The sequence below is a fragment of the Nonomuraea sp. NPDC049695 genome (genome assembly GCF_040674955.1).
Lineage (GTDB): Bacteria > Actinomycetota > Actinomycetes > Streptosporangiales > Streptosporangiaceae > Nonomuraea > Nonomuraea helvata.
Window position 1 is genome coordinate 41,828 of the sequence record NZ_JBFANV010000065.1, and the last position, 21,670, is coordinate 63,497.

At 67.1% G+C, this 21,670-nt stretch carries 21 protein-coding genes, 2 pseudogenes and 1 riboswitch; of the genes and pseudogenes, 7 read left to right on the plus strand and 16 right to left on the minus strand.

What is annotated here, in order from left to right; all coding sequences use genetic code 11:
- Positions 1-200 precede the first annotated feature (200 nt).
- From AB0J64_RS39795 to AB0J64_RS39805, 3 genes are all read right to left on the minus strand, one after another.
- Positions 201-1,358: an alpha/beta fold hydrolase gene (locus tag AB0J64_RS39795; protein ID WP_364039481.1), complete on the minus strand. Its 1,158-nt coding sequence runs from the start codon at positions 1,356-1,358 to the stop codon at positions 201-203.
- Positions 1,359-1,423: 65 nt separating this feature from the next.
- Positions 1,424-2,419, minus strand: coding sequence for an AraC family transcriptional regulator ligand-binding domain-containing protein (locus AB0J64_RS39800; protein WP_364039484.1), 996 nt, complete (start codon positions 2,417-2,419; stop codon positions 1,424-1,426).
- 396 nt (positions 2,420-2,815) lie between these two features.
- Positions 2,816-3,103 carry a GNAT family protein gene (locus AB0J64_RS39805; RefSeq protein ID WP_364039531.1) on the minus strand — a complete coding sequence of 96 codons (288 nt, stop codon included), beginning with the start codon at positions 3,101-3,103 and terminating at the stop codon, positions 2,816-2,818.
- A gap of 11 nt (positions 3,104-3,114) precedes the next feature.
- On the opposite strand from AB0J64_RS39805, the gene AB0J64_RS39810 reads away from it, so the two are divergent.
- Both AB0J64_RS39810 and AB0J64_RS39815 read left to right on the plus strand, forming a co-directional pair.
- Positions 3,115-3,366 (plus strand): hypothetical protein, encoded by a 252-nt coding sequence (locus AB0J64_RS39810; RefSeq protein WP_364039487.1) that lies wholly within the window; start codon positions 3,115-3,117, stop codon positions 3,364-3,366.
- Positions 3,367-3,676: 310 nt separating this feature from the next.
- The gene (locus AB0J64_RS39815) at positions 3,677-4,633 is read left to right on the plus strand and encodes an aminoglycoside phosphotransferase family protein (protein ID WP_364039490.1); all 957 of its coding nucleotides are present in this window, start codon (positions 3,677-3,679) and stop codon (positions 4,631-4,633) included.
- A gap of 52 nt (positions 4,634-4,685) precedes the next feature.
- Here the strand turns inward: AB0J64_RS39815 and AB0J64_RS39820 are convergent, their stop codons facing one another.
- Complete coding sequence (locus tag AB0J64_RS39820; protein ID WP_364039493.1) at positions 4,686-5,261, minus strand: TetR/AcrR family transcriptional regulator; 576 nt, start codon at positions 5,259-5,261, stop codon at positions 4,686-4,688.
- Between the two features lie 222 nt (positions 5,262-5,483).
- Here AB0J64_RS39820 and AB0J64_RS39825 point away from each other — a divergent pair, with 222 nt between their 5' ends.
- Positions 5,484-5,891, plus strand: coding sequence for a nitroreductase/quinone reductase family protein (locus tag AB0J64_RS39825; protein ID WP_364039496.1), 408 nt, complete (start codon positions 5,484-5,486; stop codon positions 5,889-5,891).
- A 104-nt stretch (positions 5,892-5,995) separates the two neighbouring features.
- Here AB0J64_RS39825 and AB0J64_RS39830 read toward each other — a convergent pair whose 3' ends face one another.
- From AB0J64_RS39830 to AB0J64_RS39850, 5 genes and pseudogenes are all read right to left on the minus strand, one after another.
- Positions 5,996-6,721 carry a transposase family protein gene (locus tag AB0J64_RS39830; protein ID WP_364039534.1) on the minus strand — a complete coding sequence of 242 codons (726 nt, stop codon included), beginning with the start codon at positions 6,719-6,721 and terminating at the stop codon, positions 5,996-5,998.
- Positions 6,722-6,728: 7 nt separating this feature from the next.
- Positions 6,729-7,655 (minus strand): annotated as a pseudogene (locus tag AB0J64_RS39835) (IS3 family transposase); the annotation flags it as partial.
- Between the two features lie 46 nt (positions 7,656-7,701).
- Complete coding sequence (locus tag AB0J64_RS39840) at positions 7,702-8,208, minus strand: IS30 family transposase (RefSeq protein WP_364039537.1); 507 nt, start codon at positions 8,206-8,208, stop codon at positions 7,702-7,704.
- Positions 8,209-8,220: 12 nt separating this feature from the next.
- Complete coding sequence (locus AB0J64_RS39845; protein WP_364039499.1) at positions 8,221-8,766, minus strand: helix-turn-helix domain-containing protein; 546 nt, start codon at positions 8,764-8,766, stop codon at positions 8,221-8,223.
- Positions 8,767-8,979: 213 nt separating this feature from the next.
- Positions 8,980-9,306 carry a hypothetical protein gene (locus AB0J64_RS39850; protein WP_364039501.1) on the minus strand — a complete coding sequence of 109 codons (327 nt, stop codon included), beginning with the start codon at positions 9,304-9,306 and terminating at the stop codon, positions 8,980-8,982.
- 94 nt (positions 9,307-9,400) lie between these two features.
- Here AB0J64_RS39850 and AB0J64_RS39855 point away from each other — a divergent pair, with 94 nt between their 5' ends.
- Positions 9,401-9,844: a hypothetical protein gene (locus AB0J64_RS39855; protein ID WP_364039504.1), complete on the plus strand. Its 444-nt coding sequence runs from the start codon at positions 9,401-9,403 to the stop codon at positions 9,842-9,844.
- Between the two features lie 89 nt (positions 9,845-9,933).
- Here the strand turns inward: AB0J64_RS39855 and istB are convergent, their stop codons facing one another.
- From istB to AB0J64_RS39870, 3 genes and pseudogenes are all read right to left on the minus strand, one after another.
- On the minus strand, positions 9,934-10,725 hold the full coding sequence (gene istB, locus AB0J64_RS39860; protein WP_364039507.1) for an IS21-like element helper ATPase IstB: 792 nt from the start codon (positions 10,723-10,725) through the stop codon (positions 9,934-9,936).
- Positions 10,726-10,736: 11 nt separating this feature from the next.
- Positions 10,737-12,374 carry an IS21 family transposase gene (gene istA / locus AB0J64_RS39865; protein ID WP_364039540.1) on the minus strand — a complete coding sequence of 546 codons (1,638 nt, stop codon included), beginning with the start codon at positions 12,372-12,374 and terminating at the stop codon, positions 10,737-10,739.
- 265 nt (positions 12,375-12,639) lie between these two features.
- Positions 12,640-12,924 (minus strand): annotated as a pseudogene (locus AB0J64_RS39870) (transposase); the annotation flags it as partial.
- Positions 12,925-13,388: 464 nt separating this feature from the next.
- Between AB0J64_RS39870 and AB0J64_RS39875 the strand changes: the two are divergent.
- Together AB0J64_RS39875 and AB0J64_RS39880 are read left to right on the plus strand one after the other, a co-directional pair.
- Positions 13,389-14,090, plus strand: coding sequence for a dienelactone hydrolase family protein (locus tag AB0J64_RS39875; RefSeq protein ID WP_364039510.1), 702 nt, complete (start codon positions 13,389-13,391; stop codon positions 14,088-14,090).
- A gap of 69 nt (positions 14,091-14,159) precedes the next feature.
- Positions 14,160-15,359 (plus strand): cytochrome P450, encoded by a 1,200-nt coding sequence (locus AB0J64_RS39880; protein ID WP_364039513.1) that lies wholly within the window; start codon positions 14,160-14,162, stop codon positions 15,357-15,359.
- Between the two features lie 703 nt (positions 15,360-16,062).
- Here AB0J64_RS39880 and tenA read toward each other — a convergent pair.
- The 3 genes from tenA to AB0J64_RS39895 form a co-directional block, all read right to left on the minus strand.
- Positions 16,063-16,743 (minus strand): thiaminase II, encoded by a 681-nt coding sequence (tenA, locus tag AB0J64_RS39885; RefSeq protein WP_364039516.1) that lies wholly within the window; start codon positions 16,741-16,743, stop codon positions 16,063-16,065.
- A gap of 14 nt (positions 16,744-16,757) precedes the next feature.
- Complete coding sequence (gene thiD / locus AB0J64_RS39890) at positions 16,758-17,558, minus strand: bifunctional hydroxymethylpyrimidine kinase/phosphomethylpyrimidine kinase (RefSeq protein ID WP_364039543.1); 801 nt, start codon at positions 17,556-17,558, stop codon at positions 16,758-16,760.
- A riboswitch (TPP riboswitch) is annotated at positions 17,553-17,648 on the minus strand. It overlaps the preceding gene by 6 nt.
- Positions 17,649-18,679: 1,031 nt before the next feature.
- Complete coding sequence (locus tag AB0J64_RS39895; protein ID WP_364039519.1) at positions 18,680-19,846, minus strand: FAD-dependent monooxygenase; 1,167 nt, start codon at positions 19,844-19,846, stop codon at positions 18,680-18,682.
- A 65-nt stretch (positions 19,847-19,911) separates the two neighbouring features.
- On the opposite strand from AB0J64_RS39895, the gene AB0J64_RS39900 reads away from it, so the two are divergent.
- Positions 19,912-20,499 (plus strand): TetR/AcrR family transcriptional regulator, encoded by a 588-nt coding sequence (locus AB0J64_RS39900; RefSeq protein ID WP_364039522.1) that lies wholly within the window; start codon positions 19,912-19,914, stop codon positions 20,497-20,499.
- A 106-nt stretch (positions 20,500-20,605) separates the two neighbouring features.
- On the opposite strand, the gene AB0J64_RS39905 is transcribed toward AB0J64_RS39900, so the two are convergent.
- Positions 20,606-21,229, minus strand: a complete 624-nt coding sequence (locus tag AB0J64_RS39905; protein ID WP_364039546.1) for a group II intron maturase-specific domain-containing protein — start codon at positions 21,227-21,229, stop codon at positions 20,606-20,608.
- Positions 21,230-21,670: the final 441 nt, after the last annotated feature.

The following is a 21,670-nucleotide window of genomic DNA, read 5'->3' on the forward strand; positions in this document are numbered from 1 at the left end:
GATGTCCACGCGGTCTTACGTGCGGCGGCCGGGCACCGGACGTTCCGAAGGTATGAGACACGCCAGAGGGCCGAATCTGTCAGGTGACCGGTGTCTCACGGGCCGGGCGGCTCGTGCCCTTGGTGACAGCAGGCGACGGCGGCGGAAGAGCGACCCAAGCGACCGGTTGTTCCGTATCGGTAGACATACAGGCGAGCCGATCACGAATGTTTCACCGGGAGGATCCGGTCGAGCCAGTCGCACACCTCCTGGGCCAGCCGGGTCGGGTTGTTGATCTGGCAGTGGGCGTCGGCGCCCGTGGCGGCGTCGAGCTCCAGCAGCGTCTTGCGAGGCGACGGCAGCGCATGATGCCAGCTCCGTACCTGCTCGACGAGAGCGGGCGACTCCCCGAGGCCGACGACGGACAGGAACGGGCACGTGACCTGGGTGGGGTCGGCCGTGAAGGTGGCGAGCAGGCGGGCGAACTCGACCGGCCCCGCCAGGCCGGAGCGCCACAGGTACATCTGGAAGCTGTCCTTCATCGCCCCCTCCGCGGCCATCCGCTCCACCACTTCCACGGGCAGCAGCGACCCGAAATCGGAGATGGGCGTCGTGGCGGCCGCCGCCGCGATCCGCCGCTCCGACATGACGGCGCGGCTGACCATGTAGCCTCCGCCGGAGAAGCCGATGATGGCGAGCGTGGCGGGGTCCTGGCCGTAGGCGTCGATCAGATGGTCGACGACGGCGCCGACCGGGCGCTCGGTCTCGGCCATCAGGTGCAGGCCACGCAGCGGGGTGCTGCCCTGGCCGGGCAGGTCCGCCATCACCGTGGTGTAGCCGCGCCGCCAGGCGTTCAGGCCGATCAGGTGGTACATGTCCTCCCGGCCGCTGTCGCCGCCGCCGATGACGATGAGCGTGGGGGCGCCGGGTCCCGCGTCGAGCCGCAGCCCCGGCAGGGACGCGCCCTCGAACGGCACTTCGAGGTACTCCAGGGGCAGGTCCAGCAGCGTGACCGCACGCTCGAACGCGGCCTCGTACTTGCCTATCAGCCGGTTGAATCCGTCGCCGCGCCCGGCGAACTGCCACGCCTGCCGGTAGCAGTAGTAGGCCTTCATCATGACCTCACCGGCGCTGCGCCGCCGCCCGTCCACCTCCCAGCGGTCGGCCAGGTCACGCTGGGCGTCACCGTAGCGTTCGAACTCTTCCGTCCAGCTCGCGGTGTCGCCGTCGGAGATCCGGGAGGCGACGTGGTGGAGCTCGCCGGCGTCGAGCCCGCCGGTCTTGGCGGCTCCGGCGGACCACTGGAAGATGAAGTCCATGTCCCGGTCGTCGAAGCGGTACCGGATCGGATTGCTGCGCTGCACCGTCTCGTCAGTCATGCCGCCGACGCTAGGCCCGGCACCTTCGCGACGATGAGGACGGAACACGCCGGGAGGGGGACCATTCACGCAAGGGAGCTTCGATACTCCTGAGGTGAGCTCCCGTGGACGCGCCTGAAGGCCCGCCGAAAGGAGCGCGCGTCGGCGTAGCCCAGCCGGGCACCGATCGCCGCGACCGGCATGCCGCCGCCGGACAGAAGCTCCGCGGCCAGGCCCGCGCGCGCCGTCTCCAGTTCCCGCCGCCAGCTCGTCCCCTCCTCGTTCAGCAGCTGCTGCAGCCTGCGCGGGCTGATCGCGAGGCTGTGCGCGGCCGCCCGCAGGGTCGCCCGCTCGTGGTCGAGCCCGGCGGCGAGGAACGAACGCACCCGATCCCGCCACGGCCCTGCCTCCGGCGACCGCAGCCGGGTGACGGTCCGGCGGAGCAGGTCCGCCAGAGCAGGATCGGCGCCGGGCAGCGGGCGTTCGAGGTCGCGGCGGCGGAAGGTGAGCGTGTTGGCGTCCTGCCCGAACTCGATCAGCTTCGTGCCGTACGCCGCCGCGAGATCACGGTGGCGGGGCGGCGCGGGCATCGCCATCCCGATCCTCACGGGCCGGACCGGGGCGCCCACCGCCGCTCTCGCGAGGGTCAGCTGCCAGCCCAGGGCGGCGCTCGCGGGATGCCGGTTCTCCTCCATCGCCGGCATCCGCCGGGTCAGGGTGACCAGGTCGCCGCTCGTGCCCATCTCGTACGACCCGCCGGTCGTCACGACGCCGATGTGCCGTACGACGCTGCCGAACGCCTCGGCCAGCGTGCCCGACGACAGGAACAGGAAGTCGAAGAGCGCGAACCGGCCCGGCTCGTACGACAGCCCCAGATTCACCCCGAAGTCGGGATCGCCGACCGCGCGGGCGGCGCGGTTCCACAACTCTGTCACGGCCTCGGCCGGGACACGGGAGCCCGGCTCGGGATCCGCCGCGACGTCCAGCCCCGTCTCTCCGACGAGGCGCCTGGGGTCTGTGCCCGCACGGGCCACGGCCGTCAGCAGGACGTTGACCACGGACGCGGTGAGGCTGCCCGCCATTCCTTTCCCCCCATTCAGCCGGACACCAGGTAGCGCTGCACGGGTCGCGGCCCGGTCATAGCCATCGGCTGCGAAGAATCATGGCTTTGGTCTCGCATGATGACCTTCTCACCCCCACAAGTGTAGGCCAACATGTGTTGGCTGGGACGAGGCCGATACCACGGGTCTGGCCGCGACGAGTAGTGCCGCACTGAGCCGCGGCCGTGCCCGCCGGAGGGAATCCTTGACCTCAGCCGTCGTGGTGAACGGCCTCGGTCGCGGCCACGAGCCGGTTCCGCCCACGCGAAGGGAAGGGCGGTGCGGCAGGCAAGGGCGGTTCAGCAGGCAAGGCGGCGCGGCGGGCGAGGGCGCGATAATCCGGCCGGGCGAAGTCGGCCGTGGCGAAGAAACGTCTCCCTACTTCTGCGCGGCGGCCGGTACGTCCCGGCGGCGGGTGAATACGCGCGTGATGCCGCCGTTCTCCTCGGTGATGTCCCGGACGTGCTCGAAGCCGATCCTGTCCAGCACCGCCAGCGAGGCGCTGTTGGCCGCCGCCACGGTGGCGTGCACCTCCTTGAGCCCCAGGGTGTCGAAGCCGTAGTCGACGATCGCCCTGGCCAGCTCCGTTCCCAGGCCCGAGCCCCACACCTCGGGGGTCAGCGCATAGATGATCTCGTGGCCCTGGACCGTGTCGGTGCGCTTGATCTGCGCGAGGGGTGCCGTTCACCGTCCTCGGTGACCGGCTCGCCATCCCGGGCGCGGTCAGCGTCCAGCAGTACGCGAGTGCCATCGGCAAGGCATCCATGGCTGACGACCCGCCCACGCCGGCGATGGAGCTGCAGTTCATCGAGGGCGCCCCGGACGGCTACTGCGATGCTGTGACCGGAGTTTGTACGGTGCCCGGGGCGGCAACCCCCGAGTTCGCCACCGGCTCCGAGATCCGCGACGGCGGAGCGTGGGGCTGTTGAGCGTCCGCAGGGGCGGCACCTGCCGCGGTTCGCCGGGCGCAGGCAGATTGCCTGCGCCCGGCAGCGTGTGACCGGCTATCACTCCCTGGGGAACGATCACTGAGAGCACAAGGAGTCGGTATCTCTTTCGGCGCACATGACCGGTCCCCAAGAAGCCCGTTGACGCTAGGCGTTGAGACTAGGGGCACTTGCCGAAGCTGTGAATCTGTCAAGCGACTGGTCCGAGCTCCACACGAGGGGTCCTTCGCGCTGCCAGAAGCAGTGCCGGACACCGTACGGGGGGCCGCCCGGCTGGTGATCTAATGCGCAGATGGAGATCTCCCCGAACGGCGAGACAGCGGTCACCGACCCGTGGCCCGGATATTTCGACGATCTCGGGCACCCGGGTGCCCGTCGTATAGGCGCGGGCGTCGAGGGTGTCGTCTACAGGCTGGGCGGCGGCGTGGTCGCCAAGGTGTGGACCGGCCGGCCACCGTCCGACGTCATGCACCAGGTGTACGCGGACATCGCGCGGCATCGGCTGCCGTTCGCGACTCCCGAGATCATCGAGATCCGCCGGCACGAGGGTGTCGCGGTGACGTACGAGAAGGAGTTGCCCGGCGTCCCGTTGCGCGCCGATTCCGCGCACGAGCAGTACGAGCGCGAGCTGCCCGGCCACCAGCGGGACGCGTTGCTCACCGTTCTGCGCGGCCTCGCCTCGGTACCGGGCACCGACGCCATGCGCCGGTTGAGCGTTCAAGGTGACGATCGTCCGTTGTGGCAGGGTCATGACCGGTTCCAGGACGCGCTCGCGGCGCTGGTCGTCCGGGCCGTGACCCGGTCCGGCGCCCTGCTGGCCCCGTACGTGCCGGATTTCAGCGCGGGAGCCGACCGTACGCTGACCGCTCTGAAAGCGCTTCCGGACACCCCGGTCACAGCGATCCACGGCGATCTCGTCCCGCCCAACATTCACGTCGATGCCGCGGGCAGGCCCGTCACCGTACTCGACTTCGGTTTCTACACGACCGCGGGAGATCCGGCCTTCGAGGCGGCGGTCACCGCGGCCATCTGGGACATGTACGGGCCCCATGCCGAGGAGCACACTGCCGAGCTCACCCGGCTGTTCGCCCGGGAGCTCGGCCACTCGCCTGCCGCCCTCGCTGTCTACCAGGCCGTCTACGCGCTCACCACCTTCGACCTGTTCGGTGTGGACGACAGCGAGGGGCATTTCCGGTGGTGCGCCTCCCAGCTACGCCGCAACCCGGTGTTCCTCGGCCGGGCTTCGTGATCTGATCGGGCCGGGTGGCGTTCGCCACCGTTCGCATGCGCGGCAGGGGCCGTCAGCGTACCGGACGGTAGCGGTCGAGGACGGCGTGTACGGCGCTGCGGATCGCGGCGGCGGGATCGTCCGGTACGCCGGTGGTTAGGGCCGTGAAGAGAATGCCTGTCGCGTGCGTTTCGAGCAGCATGGCGTCGTCGCCGGAGATGCCGATCCCGGCGGCACGGCACTGGCGGACGATGAGGTCGCGCCGGGCGCCAAGCGCCTTGGCCAGGATGCCGCGCAACTGCGGGCTGCGGTTGCTCTCCAGATGCAGCTCGAACATGGCCAGCGGCTCGTGCCGGTTCTGCGCGAGCGTTGTGATCATGGCGGTGGAGAGCGCTTCCCCGAGGTCGCCGGGAGCGAGCGGTCGTACGGTGTAGCCGGTGACGCGAGCGTCAAGACGGCGGGTCACCTCCTCGATCACGCCGCTCATCAGCGCGTCCCGGGTGCGGAAGTAGCGTGAAGTGGTGCCTGGCGGGAGGCCCGCGGCGGTGTCGACGGCGCGGTGGGTCAGTCCGCGTGAGCCCAGCTCCGCGAGGACGGTGATGGCGGCGCCGGCGATGTGTTCGCGGCGTCGCGGGTTGGGCGGTGGCACGGTCTTGTCGCTCTCCCGTCTTCCTGCGCTACGTGCACGTCACATCATTTCAGCGGACGTCCCCCGCACTCCTTCCTTTCGCTACGGTTGGAGCGCTACATTCATAGCGAATCATGAAGGAGTCAAGATGCCGCCGCCTCCCCCTGCCCTGTCCGGGCCCTACCTGCTCGTCACCGTGAGACCGTGACCGGACCTCATCCGCGCCCACGCTGGCTCAAGCCGATGAACGCGCTGGTCACCGCCTTGCAGCGACTGGGCCTTCCGCTGGGAGAAATGCACCTCCTGACGGTGACCGGACGCAAAAGCGGCGTGCCGCGGACCACCCCCGTGGCGCCCATCACCCTGGACGGGAACCGATACCTCATCGGCGGTTTCCCCGGTTCGCACTGGGCTGCCAACGCGCGCGCCGCGGGCCAGGGCATCCTCTCCCGAGGCCGCCGCAAGGAGCACGTCCGCTTCGTCGAACTGTCCACTCAGCAGGCCCGCCCGGTGCTACGCGCCTACCCGGCCGCCATGCCGGCCGGGGTGGCCATGATGAGCCGCGTCGGAGTGGTCTCCGAAGGGACGCCTGACGAATACGAGGCTCTCGCCGGCCGCTGTGCGGTGTTCCGGCTCGAACTCTTGCACTGATTGAAGCCTGCTGGGCAAGAGCCGCCTGCCCCTGGGACACCGGGAGCAGGCGTACGCCCCCTGGACCCCTCTAGTACCAACGCCGTTCAGTTAGGGCTTGCCGATCAATAACATGCTGGGTTGATCTGGTCTGGTGTGAGCGCGCCGATGTCAGTTGCGTGCTGAATGAACGCGGTGGGGGTTGCCAGGCGGAGTCCGGTGGGCTGTGGCGTGTAGCCGATCATGGTAAGCAGAGGGCGAGTCAGCCGGATGATGTTGTGGGCGCTCTGCTGGGTGATGCCGAACAGCTTCGCCAGGGTGCGCTGGGGCACGGAGAAGCGCTGGTAGACGATAGTGAGCGCGGCGCGGTCAGTGAGGTCAAGGACCGCTTTGCGTCCGGTGCCCGACGCGGCTTGCCGGATGCCGCCGCGACGGTGGTGTAACGCTGCTTCCCGTTGAGCGTGGCGCGCCACGTCCAGCTTCGCGATCAGTTCGTTCCAGTGGGTCTGGTCCAGGCCGGTGAGGGCGGCATGCTGCAGCCATGTCCGGTCCGGGTGTTCGTGCTGCCCAGTCTGATCATCAGGGCTGACAAGCTGGTCGGCGGCGATGGGATGCAGGGTGTAGTTCCAGTCGCCGTGCCAGTCGTGCCGGGTCAGGGGCAGGGCCTTCATCTGCTGGTCGCTGACCGTCACGCCGGTCTCATAGCCGCTGGCGTCGAGCTCGGCGCGAACGGTCATCCCGGTAGCCGTGGTGGTCGCAGCGATGGCGTTGACGATGACTTCGTGGCTGGTCAGCGGCCGTCCTCGCCAGTTCATCGTGATGTGGGAGAAGTGAACCGGCCCGACTTTGATGGAGACCTCAACGGTTGATTCTGGCGGGTTCCCTGGGTTGGTGTTGAGCGTAGTAGAGAGCCTCGTACTCCTCTGGTGGCAGGTGTCCGATTGCTGAGTGCAGGCGGGTGGCGTTGAACCAGTCGACCCATTCGGCGGTGGCCAGCTCGACGTCGGCCAGGCTTCGCCAGGGCCCTCGGGGCTTGATCAGCTCGGTCTTGTAGAGGCCGATCTGCGATTCCATCAGGGCATTGTCGAGCGCGTCGCCGACGGTGCCGATGGAGGCGTCGATCCCGGCCGCCAGCAGATGCGTGGTGAACCGGAAAGACGTGTATTGACTACCGGCATCGCTGTGGTGGATCAGCCCCGGCTCGACCGGCCGACCGATGCGCTCGCGCCGCCACAGGGCCATGTCCAGGGCGTCGAGTACGAGCGTGGTGTGCTTGGTCAGCGAGGCGGCCCACCCGACGACGGCCCGGGAGTAGACGTCCACGACGAAGGCGACGTAGACGACGCCGCACCAGGCCGCCACGTGCGTGAAGTCAGCCACCCAGGCGGCGTTCGGCCGAGTCGCGGTGAAGTCGCGCTGGAGCCGGTCGGCCGCCCGCTCGTGACCGGGGTCGGCGACGGTGGTACGCACCTTTTTGCCGCGCCGGACGCCTTGCAGGCCGAGGGCGCGCATGCGCCGTTCGACAGTGCAGCGGGCCACCCGGTGCCCTTCGCGCTGGAGTTGATGCCAGATCTTGCGGGCGCCGTAGACGCCGTAGTTGGCGGCATGGATGCGCTGAATGTGCTCGTCCAGTTCGGCGTCGCGCAGGGCGCGGGCCGAGGGTGGGCGGTTCTTGGCGGCGTAGTAGGTGCTGGTGGAGATGGGGCAGCCGTGTTCGGTCAGGACACGGCAGATCGGCTCGACACCGAACACGTCGGCGTGCTGGTCGATGAAGGTCACGAGTGCGTGTGTGGCCGGTCGAGCTCGGCCGCGAAGAAAGCCGGACTTAGATTCAAAGAGTCAAAGCAACACATTGGGCCGGCGTTCGGTAGCCAAGGCACTTGCGGGGACGGTTGTTCAGTCGGGCGGCCAGGGCATCAAGGTCGGCTTGGCTGTACAAGCTCAGGTCGATGCCTTTCGGCAGGTATTGCCGGATCAGTTTGTTCGTGTTCTCGTTTGTACCCCGCTGCCATGGGCTGCGTGGCGCCGCGAAGTAGACGTCGACGCCGGTCGCTTCGGTCAGCAGCCGGTGGCCGGCGAGTTCCATGCCGCGGTCCCAGGTCAGGGTGCTGCGCAGGCGAGCATCCATCCGTGAGAATGCCTGCTGCAGGGCAGGGATGACCGTCGTGGTGTGACGGCTGGGGAGCGCGACCATGGTCAGGTAGCGGGACTTGCGGTCGACCAGCGTCGCGATCTGGCTGTTCTTGGCTCCGACGATGAGATCGCCTTCGAGGTGGCCGAGCTCGGTCCGGGCGTTGGCTGCCTCAGGCCGTTCCTCGATCGGCCGTGCCCCTGTGATCTGGGAGCGCCACTAGCCCTTGACCGTGTTCTTCTTGTTCTTGCGGATGGGACGGCGCGTGCGCAGCTTGGTGCACAGCTCACGCGGGATCAGCTTCCAGCGGGTCGTGTAGATCGCGCGGTAGATGCTTTCGTGGCTGATCCGCATGAGCGGGTTGCCGGCGTGCATCAGCCGCAGGTGTCCCACGATCTGCTCCGGGGACCACTCGTTGTCGAGCAGGTCGATCACCAGCTGGCGCAGTACCGGGTTGTCCTGCAGGGCGGACGGTTTCGGGCGACGTGCCTGCTCTTGAGCGCGTTGCTCGGCGGCGACCGCACGGTACTTCACCCGGCCGCCGTTGCGGGCGACCTCCCGGCTCACCGTGGATGCCGGGCGGCCGATCGACACGGCGATCGAGCGTAACGAGGCTCCAGCTTCGAGACCGCGAGAGATTGATTCCCGCTCCTCGGCACTCAACCGGTCGGTCCGGCGCACCCGCGCGGCCGGCGCGATGCCGCCATGGTGCTTCAGTACCGTGAAAACCGACCCTGGAGGCTTGCCCAGTGCCCGGGAGATCATGCTGATGGACTCCCCTGGCTTTGAACGACCCTTCCGGCCCCAAGGGAACGAGTCTTCTGGCCCCAGTAGGCGATCTTGAACGCGACCGACGAACGACTCTTTTGGCCCCAGGCTCGGCACTACGTCATCAGTGGGGGAGGCACTACCGCGGGCGCCTACGGTGGGTGCAGTCGCTCCGTAACGCGTTCGTCGACCACTGGGTGGGGCCTACATCTACGCCGGCCAGGCGGTGGGGCTCGTGCGCGAGCGGCGCACGGCCGCGACGTGGTGGCCGAGTTCGACGGGGGCGGAAAAGCTGTTGCGCCGCTTCGCCCCCGGCGGTGTCTGAGCGGGTCCGCTCCGCTTCGTGCTCTTGCTGCCAAATTTCCGGAATGTCAGGTGCGCCAGGTGGCGATGGGACACATTGATCACCATGTCTGCCTCCTTTATGCCTTTTAAGAGGGTCGCGCTGGTGATCTGTATGGTCGTGTCAGCCCTTTCGGGATGCACCGCGTCCGGCGGCGGCTCCATCGCCGCCTCGGCGAAGCCTTTGTCGGCCATGCCGTTGTGCCGTGCCCCTCAGGGGGCCGCGTTCGACCAGCGCGCTGAGCATGCGATGTCCAGGCCGGGAGACGACGCGATCGAAGGAGTCCGCGTGGATCAGCTGCCCGGCGGCCTGACGCGTGGACTGGCCGTGCGCAGTGGTGGCGCCGATCCGGCGAGCGGCCCGAGACTGACCGTGTCGGGTCCTCCTTTGTCGTTGTGGACGTACAGTTACCGGTGGCGAGATCCTTCCCAGCGGCTCAGGTATCTGGAAGTCGAAGTGAGCTGCGGGGATGCCGCCCGCGACCTTCCTACGATCAGCGCGCTGCATGCGCGCAGCTCCACGGCCTACGCCTCCAGCTGTGGGTACGGGATCGAGACCGACGAATCACGGCGGTCCGTAAAGGGGAAACCCGCGGTGGCGTGGAGCCAGAGCTCGCAGTGCCATGCGGTGATGTGGCTGGAACGGCCGGGCGCGGTGATCAAAGTCGAGGCGAGCGAAGACCTGCGGGCCGAGCTGAGCGGCGTGGTCGACGGCATCCGGGTGACGGGCTGACACCTTCAGCGCGAGTAAGTGGAACCTGCTCCGATGCAGGGTGCGGACAATACCCCCAGGTTATTTCACAGATGGACGCAGATTGATCGTCAGCCCACGGAACGCTGCTCCGTGCGGGCGCGGGTCTGGGCCAGGCGGTAGGAGTCGGTGCCGGTCTCGATGATGTTGCCGCCGAAGGTGAGCCGGTCGACGATGGCGGCGCAGAGGCGGGGGTCGGTGAAGGTCTTGGTCCAGGAGGAGAAGGATTCGTTGGAGGCGATGGCCATGCTGTTCTTCTCCTCGCGCTCGGTGAGCACCTGGAACAGCAGTTCGGCCCCGCGCCGGTCGAGTTCCATGTATCCGAGTTCGTCGATGCATAGGAGGTCGACGCGGCCGTAGCGGGCGATGGTCTTGGTCAGCAGCTTGTCGTCGGCGGCTTCGACGAGCTCGTTGACCAGCTTGGTGGCTAGCACGTACTTGACCCGGAACCCGGCCATCGCGGCCTCGGTGCCCAGCGCGATCAGCAGATGGGATTTGCCGGTGCCTGAATCGCCGATCAGGCAGAGCGGCAGGCCCTTCTTCACCCATTCGCAGGTGGCGAGGGTGTGGATGGCGGCTGGGTCGATGTTGGGGTTGGCTTCGAAATCGAAGGTGCGCAAAGCTTTGTCGCGGGGGAAGCCCGCGGCTTTGATCCGGCGTTCGGAGCGGCGGCGGTTGCGGTCGTCGCATTCGGCCATCAGCAGCTCGGCCAGGAATCCGCGGTAGGTCATCTGGTCGCGGGCGGCGGCGTCGGCGAGTTCGGAGAACTGGCCGCGCAGGGTGGGCAGGCGCAGGTTGCGGCAGGCGGCGTCGATGGCGGCATCGGCGGCCGGTTCGGTCAGGCCGCGGTGACGAGTGGTCATGGCTGGACTCCTTAGCTGGTGGAGCCCTCGGCCGGCGGCCGGGGGTGGCGCAACAGCTGGTCGTAGGCGGCCATCGAAGGCAGCGGCCGGTTATCTGGTGGCAGCGCGGCCAGCCGCCGCTGGGTCAGTGAGATCACCCGGCCGGGCCTGCGCTCATCGGCGGAGGGCTGATCGTGCTGCTCAGCGGGTGGTTGAGCATCGGCTGCCCGGCGTGCCTCCAGCGCCACCGCGTCGGCGGTCAGGGCCCCAGCACGCAGTGCGGCGGCAATCCCGGCGACGACCTGCTCATGGGTCATGTGCCGGTGCAGCAAGAGCACTTCGATCAGAGCGCGGGTGCCGGCCGCGTCGCCGTGCGCTCGCCGGGCGGCCTCCCACCACGCCTCGTGCACCGGGGTGAACTTGCCCGTCGCCCGAGCCTGCTCCAGCGCGGTCGCGCCAGGCAGCGCGCCCGGCTTGCGCAGCAGTCCCTCCAGGTAGTGATCCAGATCCAGGCGTACCTGGCCGCGTGAGCCGAGCCGCTCGTGCCGGGCAACCTCGGTGCGGCCGTCGTAGACCACCAGCTCACACGCGTGCAGCAGAACCCGGACCTGACGGCCGATCAGGCGCACCGGCACCGAGTAGCGGTTCATCCGCACCGTGATCTGGCTGTAGCGGTCCACCCGCGGGGTGAACAACCGGCCCGTCTCGAAGTGATCGTCCGGCAGCGGCTGCAGCAACGGCTTTTCAATGGCGAAATACTCGCCCACGGTGCGCGCCCGCTCGCCGATCCGCCGCTGCTCGTCTTCCTCATCCCATAAGTCGATCTGCGCGTTCAGCTCCGCCAACGTGGCGACGACGGGCACCGGGACCAGCCGGTTGCGGCGGAAGCGCCCAACCTCTCCCTCCACTCCGCCTTTCTCATGAGCGCCGTCGATGCCCGGCCGGCAGTAGAAGACCTCGAGCCCAGCCCATGACCTGAAGGCGGTCCATCGGTCGGTCTCGACTCTGGCTCGTGTGAAGCCGAGCACTTGGGCGACGGCGGAGCTGAGGTTGTCATAGCGCACCTTGCCGCGCGGCACGCCGCCCAGTTGCTGGAAGGCGTGCACGTGGCCTTCGAAGAAGGCTTCCTGAGCTTGGGAAAGGAAGACGCGGTGGATGGCCTTGCCGGAGAAGGAGAGCCGGAAGACGAACAGATAGCACAGCGTGCGCACCCCGCCGAGCATGATGTAGACGTCCCCGAAATCGACCTCAGCCTCCTCCCCAGGACGGTGGTTCTGCGCGACGAACACGGGCGGCGGCCCGCGCCCCTCCTCGATCACGATCTCCGGCTTACGGCGTTTGATGTAGTCACGGATCCGGCCGTAGGACACGTTGTCCATGCCATGCTCGGCGACCAGCCGGTCGAAGATGCGTTTGGCGGTGTGCCGCTGCTTGCGCGGCGCATCCAGATCCGTGCGCAGGATCGCATCGATGATCGATTTGTAGGGGTCGACTACCGAACGGCGGGGCGGCATTGCCTTGCGCTCCGCAGGCCAGGGCGAGGTCAACGCCTCCCGCACCATCCGCCGGTGCACTCCGTACCTGCGAGAGAGTTCATGGATCGACAGCTTCTCGATGCGGGCGTCCCTGCGGATCGCCGCGAGAAGCTCGACCTTGGACCTCGGCTGCATGCGGGTCACCCGACTCTCCAGAGCACATCGATGCTCTCACCACAAGCCAGCCGCTGGGGCCACTTCTGACGAACACCCTCCCACCCGATTCCTCAGGCAGGGCCAGAGATCTCGTTCAACTGGGGCCAACGCTCCCGTTCACAGCCACTCCCCGGCGCGCCACCGTCGCCACAAGTCTTCTTTCATCGCGTCCGACATTCCCGGCCGACCCATCCGAGCCACGATCCACCCATCCACGAGCAGTGTTGCGTTGATCGTTTGAATCTAAGGATGCGGCCTTCAGGATCTCGTTGGCGCGGCGGAGTTCGGCGTTCTCGCGGCGAAGCCGCTTCAGCTCGGCCGACTCGTCGGTGGTGCGGCCGGGCCGGCTGCCCTCGTCGATCTGGGCCTGGCGGACCCAGGTGCGCAGTGTCTCCGCGGTGCCGATACCGAGCTTGGTCGCCACCGCGTTGATCGTGGCCCACTCGGTCGGGTAATCCGGCCGCACCTCGGCGACCATCCGAACCGCTCGACGGCGTAGCTCGGCGGGGTAGGGAGACTTACCTGGCATGGACTCGATCCTCTCAAGAGATCAAGTCTCCACCGAAACCGGGGCGATTCACTGCTCTTTGTTCGGGAGAGCGCGATCGTCGACCTGTACACCGCTGATTCCATGGGGGTCAGCTCTATCTGTGACGGACTGTGTTCCGACCATCGCATAACGATCGGCATGGTCTCGATCCGGATCCAGGTCTGACCACGTCGCCACCCGCAGATGGTGGGAGAATGCGCGCCACGTTGCTCGACGCGCAGCGGTGTCCTGCTCCTTCCTTCAACCTCCCTAATAGGCGCGGACACGCCACGCGCAATGAGGATGTGGGCCCGCCCTGACGGTGAACTGTCAAACGACCGGCGGCCTACACCTCCGCAGAAACTCGGCTCTCCACGGGATCCTGGTCATTCGACAGATTCCGACCGTGCGCATCCACATGATCGTAGATGGCGGACTGTTCCGTCGACGACCAGGTGGTGAACATGCACACGTACACCGAGATCGTGCACGCTGACGGCCGCGCGTTCAAGATGCCTATGTGGGTGCCGCGGAAGGGTACCGGCCCTGGTCTGCTGATGATCCATGAGATCTTCGGCGTGGGACCCTACATCTGGAAGGTCGCCGAGGATCTGGCCGCTCTCGGCTACGTCGTCGGCCTACCTGATCTGTTCTGGCGGCTGCCCCGCAACTGGACGACTGACCACGAAGCAGAAAGGTTTGCGCCATCAAGCAAGCGGAGCAACAGCTTCGACTTCAGAACCGCTGTAACCGACTGTGAGGCTGCTCTCAATCGACTCTCCCGCCTCCCACAGGTGACGGGCCGTACCGGACTGATGGGTTTTTGCCTTGGTGGGTCACTCGCGTACGCCGTGGCCGCCGTCAGCGAACCCACCGCGGTGGTCTCCTTCTACGGCTCGCTGGTGCCGGATCTCATCGAAATCCTCGATCCCGTTGCCTGTCCCTTGCAATTCCACTTCGGCGGCAACGATCCCTACATTCCGCGACACAGGGTGGCTGTTGTGCAAAGAGCCGCAGCCAGACAACCACTTGCCGAGGTCCACGTCCAGGAGAACGCCGGGCACGCCTTCCACAACTTCGAGGCATCCCAGTACTACAACGCACAGGCTGCCAATGCCGCGTGGCGGCTCACGACCAACTTCCTCAGCAGCATCCTGCTGCAATGAAGATCACCTAACGCTACCACCGATTATGGGCCAGAGCCGATATCTAGACAGCCCCGAAGGAGTCACTGCATGCCCGACGTCGCCCTGACTCTGGACCGCGAGCGTCCGTTCGACCCGCCCGACACGTTCATGGATTTGCAGGAGCGGGCGACCATGCACCGCATGACGTATCCTGACGGCCATCTCGGCTGGCTGGTCACCGGCCACGCCGCTGCCCGTAACGTGCTATCAGATCCGCGTTTCAGCAACCGGGTGGAACTCCAGCATGCGCCGGTTCCGAGCCTGACGGAAGTCTTCAAACAGGCGCGGGAGAAGAAGTTCCTGCCTCCTGGCCATTTCCTGCGCATGGACGCGCCCGAACACACACGCTATCGGAAACTGCTGGCAGGGCAGTTCACCGTCCGCAGGATGAACCAACTGTGGCCCAGGATCGAGGAGATCACCGAAGCCTGTCTCAATGAGATGGAGACAAGGGGGAAGCCCGCTGATCTGGTCCAGGCGTTCGCGCTGCCGATTCCTTCCTTGGTGATCTGTGAACTGCTCGGCGTCCCGTACGATGATCGCGCCCAGTTTCAAGCAGACACCAACGCGGCCCTCAGCATCGGCGAGAAGGCCGACGAGATGGTGAGCGCGGACAAGCGTCTCATCGCCTACCTGTACGACCTCATCCAGCGCAAACGAGCCGAATCTGGCGACGACGGCCTGCTCAGCGGGCTGATCGCGAGCGGCCAGCTGACTGATGAGGAACTCACCGGCGTGGCCTTCTTACTGCTGGTGGCCGGCCATGAGACCACCGCGAACATGCTCGCGCATGGCACATACGCTCTGCTGTCCAACCCGGAACAACTCGCTATGCTGCGCGCCGACTTCTCGCTGATGGAGAACGCGGTGGAAGAGCTGATGCGCTATCTCACGGTCTTTCAGTTGGGGCCGGTCAGGACAGCGCTGGAAGACGCCGAGATCGACGGCCACCTGGTGAAGAAGGGCGAGACGGTCACGATCCACCTTGCGGTGGCCAATCGTGACCCCGCGCGCTTCCCCGCCGGCGAGCACCTCGATGTGACCCGGTCCGCGGCCGGCCACCTGGGCTTCGGCCACGGTATCCACCAATGCCTCGGTCAGCAGCTGGCCAGGATCGAGATGCGGATCGGTTACGCAGCTCTGCTGCGCCGTTTCCCAGACCTGCGCTTGGCCGTAGCACCGGCCGACGTGGCGATGCGCACCGACATGCTGATCTACGGCGTGCACCGCCTCCCGGTTACCTGGTAGGGCGGGTGCCACGAGCCTGAGAACGACGCCCCATGGCCCGCCCCAGAAGGGGCACGGCGAGCGGTGCAGGCGATCGGCGATTGTCCTGCGGCCTTCTCCAACCGCTTGCATATGGGGTGACGATCAACTTCGTCGACGAGTACGGCCTGTACGACATTGACGACCGTCTGCGTTGTTGGCACTGGCACCTGCAATCCGCGACGCTGCTCCGTATATCAGAGCGCACCCTCGTTACGTGAATGCCCAGCCGCTCGTCACGGACATCATCGACGGGAGGGTGATGCTCCACGTTGTGGCCGAAGCCCTCCATCAGGATGGAACGAGCCCTGAAGGGTGCGTGCTGACTTGGACGCAGATGTACGTCTGGTCGGCGCAGTGCCCGGCTTCTCGGCGCCGATCCGGGCACGGTGCCGAGCCACATCGCCGTCGATGACGGTGACGAGATCCGAGAAGTGCAGGTGCCGGCCCTCGCAGACGGCGATGCCCATGAATCGAAGAACCTCCGCCCCCATACCTGCCCTGCCCGATCAGCATCAGCGTTTCCAATGAGGGCCTCGAAGGAATCGACTTGGACGTGTATGTGAGTTACTCGCTGTGGTGGCGGGGCAAGACGCAGGGGCGGCTGTACCTCGAGAACTGCCTGGATCGCCTGCACTGGCTCGGCTGGCGACGTCGAACTCATCCGTGACTACGGGGTTGCAAGTTAGGCCACCCATTGGCGGGTGGGCCAAGTTTCGAGCCGCCATGCGCTGTCCCAGAACATCCACTCGTATTCGGTCGCTCGTAAGAATGCCTCCACCATGCATCCGTACGTCGCGGCGTCGGCGAGAGCAGCCAGCCGGTCAACGATGGCCTTCGCCTGATCGACCGAGGCGGCGAAGGCGGGATCGGAATATGTGGCGATCCACGCCTGATACGGATGTTCGCGCCGCCCCGCCGTGCGCTCCAGGAGGACCGTACCGACATCCTGATACACCCAGAAACACGGCAGTGCGGCGGCGGCGATCACGGGCAGCGGGGCGGTGAGCGCAGTGGCCTGAAGGAAGGACGCGTACGCTAAACAGGTGGGTGAGGTGGTGATGTTCGCCATCTCTTCGATTTGCAGCCCGAATTCTTCGAGATATCGGCTGTGCAGGGCTCGTTCGACCGTCAGCGCTGTATGGGCAGCCTGGGCGAAGAAGGCAGCGTCGGCCATGTCCTGCGCACGTACCGATGCCGTCGCCAGCGTGTTGGCGTACGCCACCAAATATCGGCCGTCCTGAACGAGATAGAAGGCGAAACGGTTCCTGTCGAGGCTGCCGTTGCCGAGCGCGGCGTTGAACGGATGGTTGCGGATCGCGTCAAGCAGCTTGGCTGCGCGCGTCCAGACTTGGTCGCAGAACATACGTCTCTTTCTCGTCACCACAGAGCGTGGAAATGGTGTACGGGGCCATGTCCGCCCCCGATGTGCAAAGTGTCAGCGGCCTGCAGCGCGCCGGTCAGGTATTCCTTGGCCGCTCGCACGGCGCCGAGCCAATCCCCGTGACGCACACGCAGTGCTGCGATCGCCGAGGACAGGGTGCAGCCGGTGCCGTGGGTATGGCGGGTTGCGATGCGGGGGACAGCGATATCGACCGGGTCGTCACCGTCGCTGAAGACGTCTACGCAGACATCGCCGTCCAGATGGCCGCCCTTGAGCAGAACCCGCCTCGCCCCGAGAGCATGCAGCCGCCGTACCTGCTCTCGCATCTCCGCCACGGTGGCGGCCTGAGGCTCGCCGAGTAGGTCCGCCGCCTCCGGCAGGTTAGGCGTGATCAGGTCGGCACGCGGTAAAAGCACGTCGCGCAGCGCGGACACCGCATCGGCGGGCAGCAACCGGTCGCCGCTCTTGGCCACCATCACCGGGTCGAGCACCACGTACGGCGGTGAGAAGCGGTCCAGCGCCGCGGCCACCGCGCGTATGACGGCGGCCTCTCCCAGCATCCCGATCTTCACGGCGTCCGTACGAACGTCGATGAGCAGCGTGTTCAACTGGGCGCTGACGAATTCCGCGGGCACCTCATGAACTCCGCGCACGCCCGTGGTCGTCTGCGCGACCACGGCCGTGATCACCGCCATGCCATAACTACCGAGCGCGGAGAAAGTCTTCAAGTCGCCGTGAATGCCCGCGCCGCCGCTGGGATCGGTGCCCGCGATGGATAAAATTCTGGGAACAGCAATCACCCGTGACGTCCCTTCGCTAGTACGAACTAGATCAGGTTCTACGGGTGTGATCTCAGCCCGGCTCATCGGGCACCCCGCGTCGGGGCCCAGCGTAACAGACGCCACAGCGGCGGCTTCATCCACTTCGGGGCGTCGGTCCGGGAGCAGGCGCGGTGCATGACCGCGAAAAGCAGTCCGCTGTGGTGCTGCGTGCCGCAAGGCCAACGTGACCGGCATGTCAGAGTGAACCTCCGGTAGACAACCGGTTCCAGAGCTTCCAGCCGCAGGAGCTGGTACGGCTGACGTTGTCTGAACCGGCGAAGTTCACGCCGGGCACGGACCAGAGCCTCGCGACTCCAACTACACGCTGGCCTTGCTGCTGATCGAGAAGGTCACCGGCCACTCGTACGCCTATGAGATGAAGCGGCGGATACTGCGGCCGCCCGGGCTGTCGGGCACTGTGGTGCCGGGCGCCCGGACGCTGCGGCGATGCTCTCGCCGTGGAAGTAGCCCTTCTCCACCCCGATCAACCGGCCTGCATCAGTGCAGCACCCCGGCCTTGATCATCCTTGCCAGGTCGACGTTGCACGACCTGGCGACGTAACGGGGCTCTGGGGCAAGCGGTCTCATCACGGGGCGGCCGGAACTGGAACGGCCCCCGCCGGCAGTCTCGCTACCGGCTGACCCGTAAGCAGGCGCGAACCGGGGGAGAGACGGAGGATGAAGCGGCGGAAGCTGGAGGACATGGCCGATGGCCGCCGCCGATGCAGGGGGCGAGCTCAGCTTCTGGTGCGGAACAGACACAGAAGCGTGGTGACAGGGGCCGGAAGGATCGGTTTGCGCCTGTTCTCGGCCACCGACCAGCCCCTGCGTGTCGCCTCCCGCCACCTGGCGCAGCTGATCCACGCACAGTGGCACGGACGGAGACCTAGACGCAGACCCAGACGGCGGCTCGGTGCGGATCCGCCGGAGACCGCCGTGCGATGGCCCTGCGGCGGCTCCGCGAGGAGGTGGAGCTCGAACTCGTCGAACATCCCACCACATGCCGCCTCATCGGGGTTGCCGTAGTGCTCGGGGAGTATTGGGCAGATATGGCGCTGACTTGGCATTTCACCAGCCCTGGGTCAGGCTGGCCAATTTCAGGTGGGCGGGGTCCAGGCCAGGAGGTCGTCCAGCGGGCCGGTCAGGAGGCGTGGAGCAAATCGCCAGGTCATCGCCACGCCGAGATCGCGCAGCCGTACGGCCAGCGGGTTGCGCCACCGTACGACGCGACAGATCGAGGCGGACTGGGCCACCACCTTGGCGGTGCGTGCCAATCGGGCGGCGGTGTAGGCGGCCAGGCCGTGCTCTTCACCTGCGACATGAGCCAGCACGACGGCGTCCTCGATCGCCTGGCAGGCGCCCTGGCCCATGTTGGGCGTCATGGCGTGGGCCGCGTCGCCGAGCACCGCGATTCTGCCCTGGTGCATGGCGGGCAGCGGGGCAGGCAGGTAGTACACATCGTTCCTGATGATGTTCGCCGGCGGAGTGGCGGCCACAAGGGTGGGGATAGGCGCGTGCCAGTCGCCGAACAGCCGTAGCAGTTCCTCCCGCTGATCGCCCCCGCCACCGCCGGCAGGAACGGCGTTGGTGCCGTAGCAGTAGGCCAGCCCGTCGGCGAGCGCCACGTAGCCGAAGACCTTGCCGTCGCCCCATGTCTCGAAGGTCTGGCCCGGCACGCCATGACCGGGGACGAGCATTCGCCAGGCGGTGATGCCGGCATAGCGAGGTTCCGGGTGACTGGGGAACAGGGCTGCCCGGGTAGGGGAGTGGATGCCGTCGGCGGCCACCACGAGATCGCCTGTCACCTCACCCGTCCCCCCCAGTCGTACGTCCTGTTCTTCCTGGCCGGTCCGGAAGGTCACGCGGCCAGTGTCGGGATCGGCGCCGGTCACCGTGGTGTTCAGCCGGATTGTGCCCGGCTTGAGGCGTGCCGCCAGCGCCTCCACCAGGTCGGCGCGGCGTAGGAGTACCACCGGGTCGCCGTGCCGGGCGGCGGTCTCTTCGTTCATGTGCACCAGCCAACGTCCACTGGCGGCGCGCCGTATACCTCCGACACCGCGGATTGCCGACAGCGCCCTTACCTGGTCGCCGACGCCGAGCACATCCAGTGCCTTGATCGCGTTGGCGAAGACGGACAGTCCCGAGCCCACGGGTTCGATGGACGGTGCGCGCTCAAGGGACGTCACCTCCCACCCTCGCTGCTGGAGCGCCACCGCGGCCGCCAGCCCGCCGATCCCGGCCCCGATCACCACAGCGTGTCCCATGACATCTCCTTACTACGAGCGTAGTTGAATTTACTATGATCGTAGTATCACAAAAGGAGACGGCTATGAAATCGCAACGTGCCGCGCTTGTCGCAGATACGGCCATCACCGTGCTGGCCGATGGTGGCGTCCACGGCCTGACCCACCGCACGGTGGACGAGACGGCCGGACTCGCTCCAGGTTCGGCCTCCAACGTGGCCCGCACCCGACTGGCGTTGCTGGAGCTGGCCCTGGAACGGCTCGCCGAACTCGACACGGTGGCGTTCGGGTTGGGCGCGGAGCCGATAGTGCCGGAGGGGATGGCCACGGCGGCGGTGCTCGATATATTCGCCGCGATGACCGCCAGGACGCTTCACGTCCGGCTCACGTCCGAGCGCCGTCAGAGCATCGCCCGTTATGAGCTGGCAATGGAGGCCACTCGGCACCCGGGACTGCGCGAACTTTACGACGCGGTGAGCCGTCGGCTCCGCGATCCGGTGATGGCGATGTTCACCGCGCTCGGTTCACCGGATCCGGCACGGCACGGCCAGCAGGCGGTGGCCTTCCTGGAAGGTGTGATGTTCGACGCCCTGGCCGGGGCTGGGCCCGAGCCGACCGAGAAGGACATCCGGCTGGGAGTCCGGGAACTGTTCAGGGGCATGCTGGGCCAGTAGCCGGCAGGCGCGAGGGCCAGCGCCCGGATGTGGTCCGGCGTCCAGGTACGGCGCTCCTGCCGGCCACTGCTGATCCCGCCGCCAGGCACACACTGAGCCCAGGGCGTCAGACGTTGTGGGCCGCGGCCGCTGCGCTGCCCCAGCGGGCGGTGAAGCAGGCACGTCCACTAGTGTCCTGAGTCAGTATCCAGGCAACCGGCTCAAGCAAGCCCTGAAGGTTCGAGGCCGGGGCGGAAGTGCTGGGTTGGTGTCGTCGCCGAGTCGGCGGCGGCAGGGGGTGGGTATGAGACGTGTTGCGGCGTGTTCGTCCGGGTTTCCGAGCTCCACGGCGGTAGCGATCACCTGTTTGCGGATCGCTGTGCGCATGGCCGTCCTCGGTCCAGTAGCCGGTCAGAGCCGGGTCGTCGAGAGCGGCCCGCCCTGCCACCATTCGGTGCCGGACGATTTTCGTCCAGGGGAACTTGCGCAGGTAGAAGCCGGTTGCCCGGCTCCCGAACACCCACTTGTCACGCCTGGCGGTGTTGAGCATGCCGAAGTACCGGGCGATGATCCAGCGCTTCGGCTTGTTCGGGTGCGAGATCTTGGCCCACTTATAGGTCAGTCTCCACAGGGGGGCGTCCAACGCGGCGGACGCGCGTTTGGACACCCCGATCCGGTAATAGGCGGCCCAGCCTTTGATGATCGGATTAAGCGTGGCGGCCCGGTCGACGCGCTCGAGAAGGTGCTCCAGCCGTGATCGTCAAGTCGGACGACACGGCCATACGGCGACGCCCGGGAAACGTCGAGGGCGACAGTGATCGGGTGACGGGCTGGGCGGTTGTGCCAGATGGCGGCGGTCAGGACCAGGATCCGCTGGGCGACGCGGGCGCCGATCCCGCCGACCAGCCTCGCCGCCGGCGCCGCACTGCGGGTTGCGTGATTAGCGGTCTCCTTATCCGTCTTCGACGTAGGATTTCCGGATTGGAGCGGAGGCAGTGGCGAAGGCAGGGGGCGTGGAGCGAGCGTTTCAGGTTGACCTACGGGGGGTCGTCGACCTGCTCAGCCGGCATCTCTACGCCAGTCCGCGGGTGTATGTGCGTGAGCTGCTGCAGAACGCGGTCGATGCCATCACCGCGCGCCGGGCGGTCGATGGGGACGCGCCGGCCGTGGTGTCGATCGAGCCGTCCGAGGT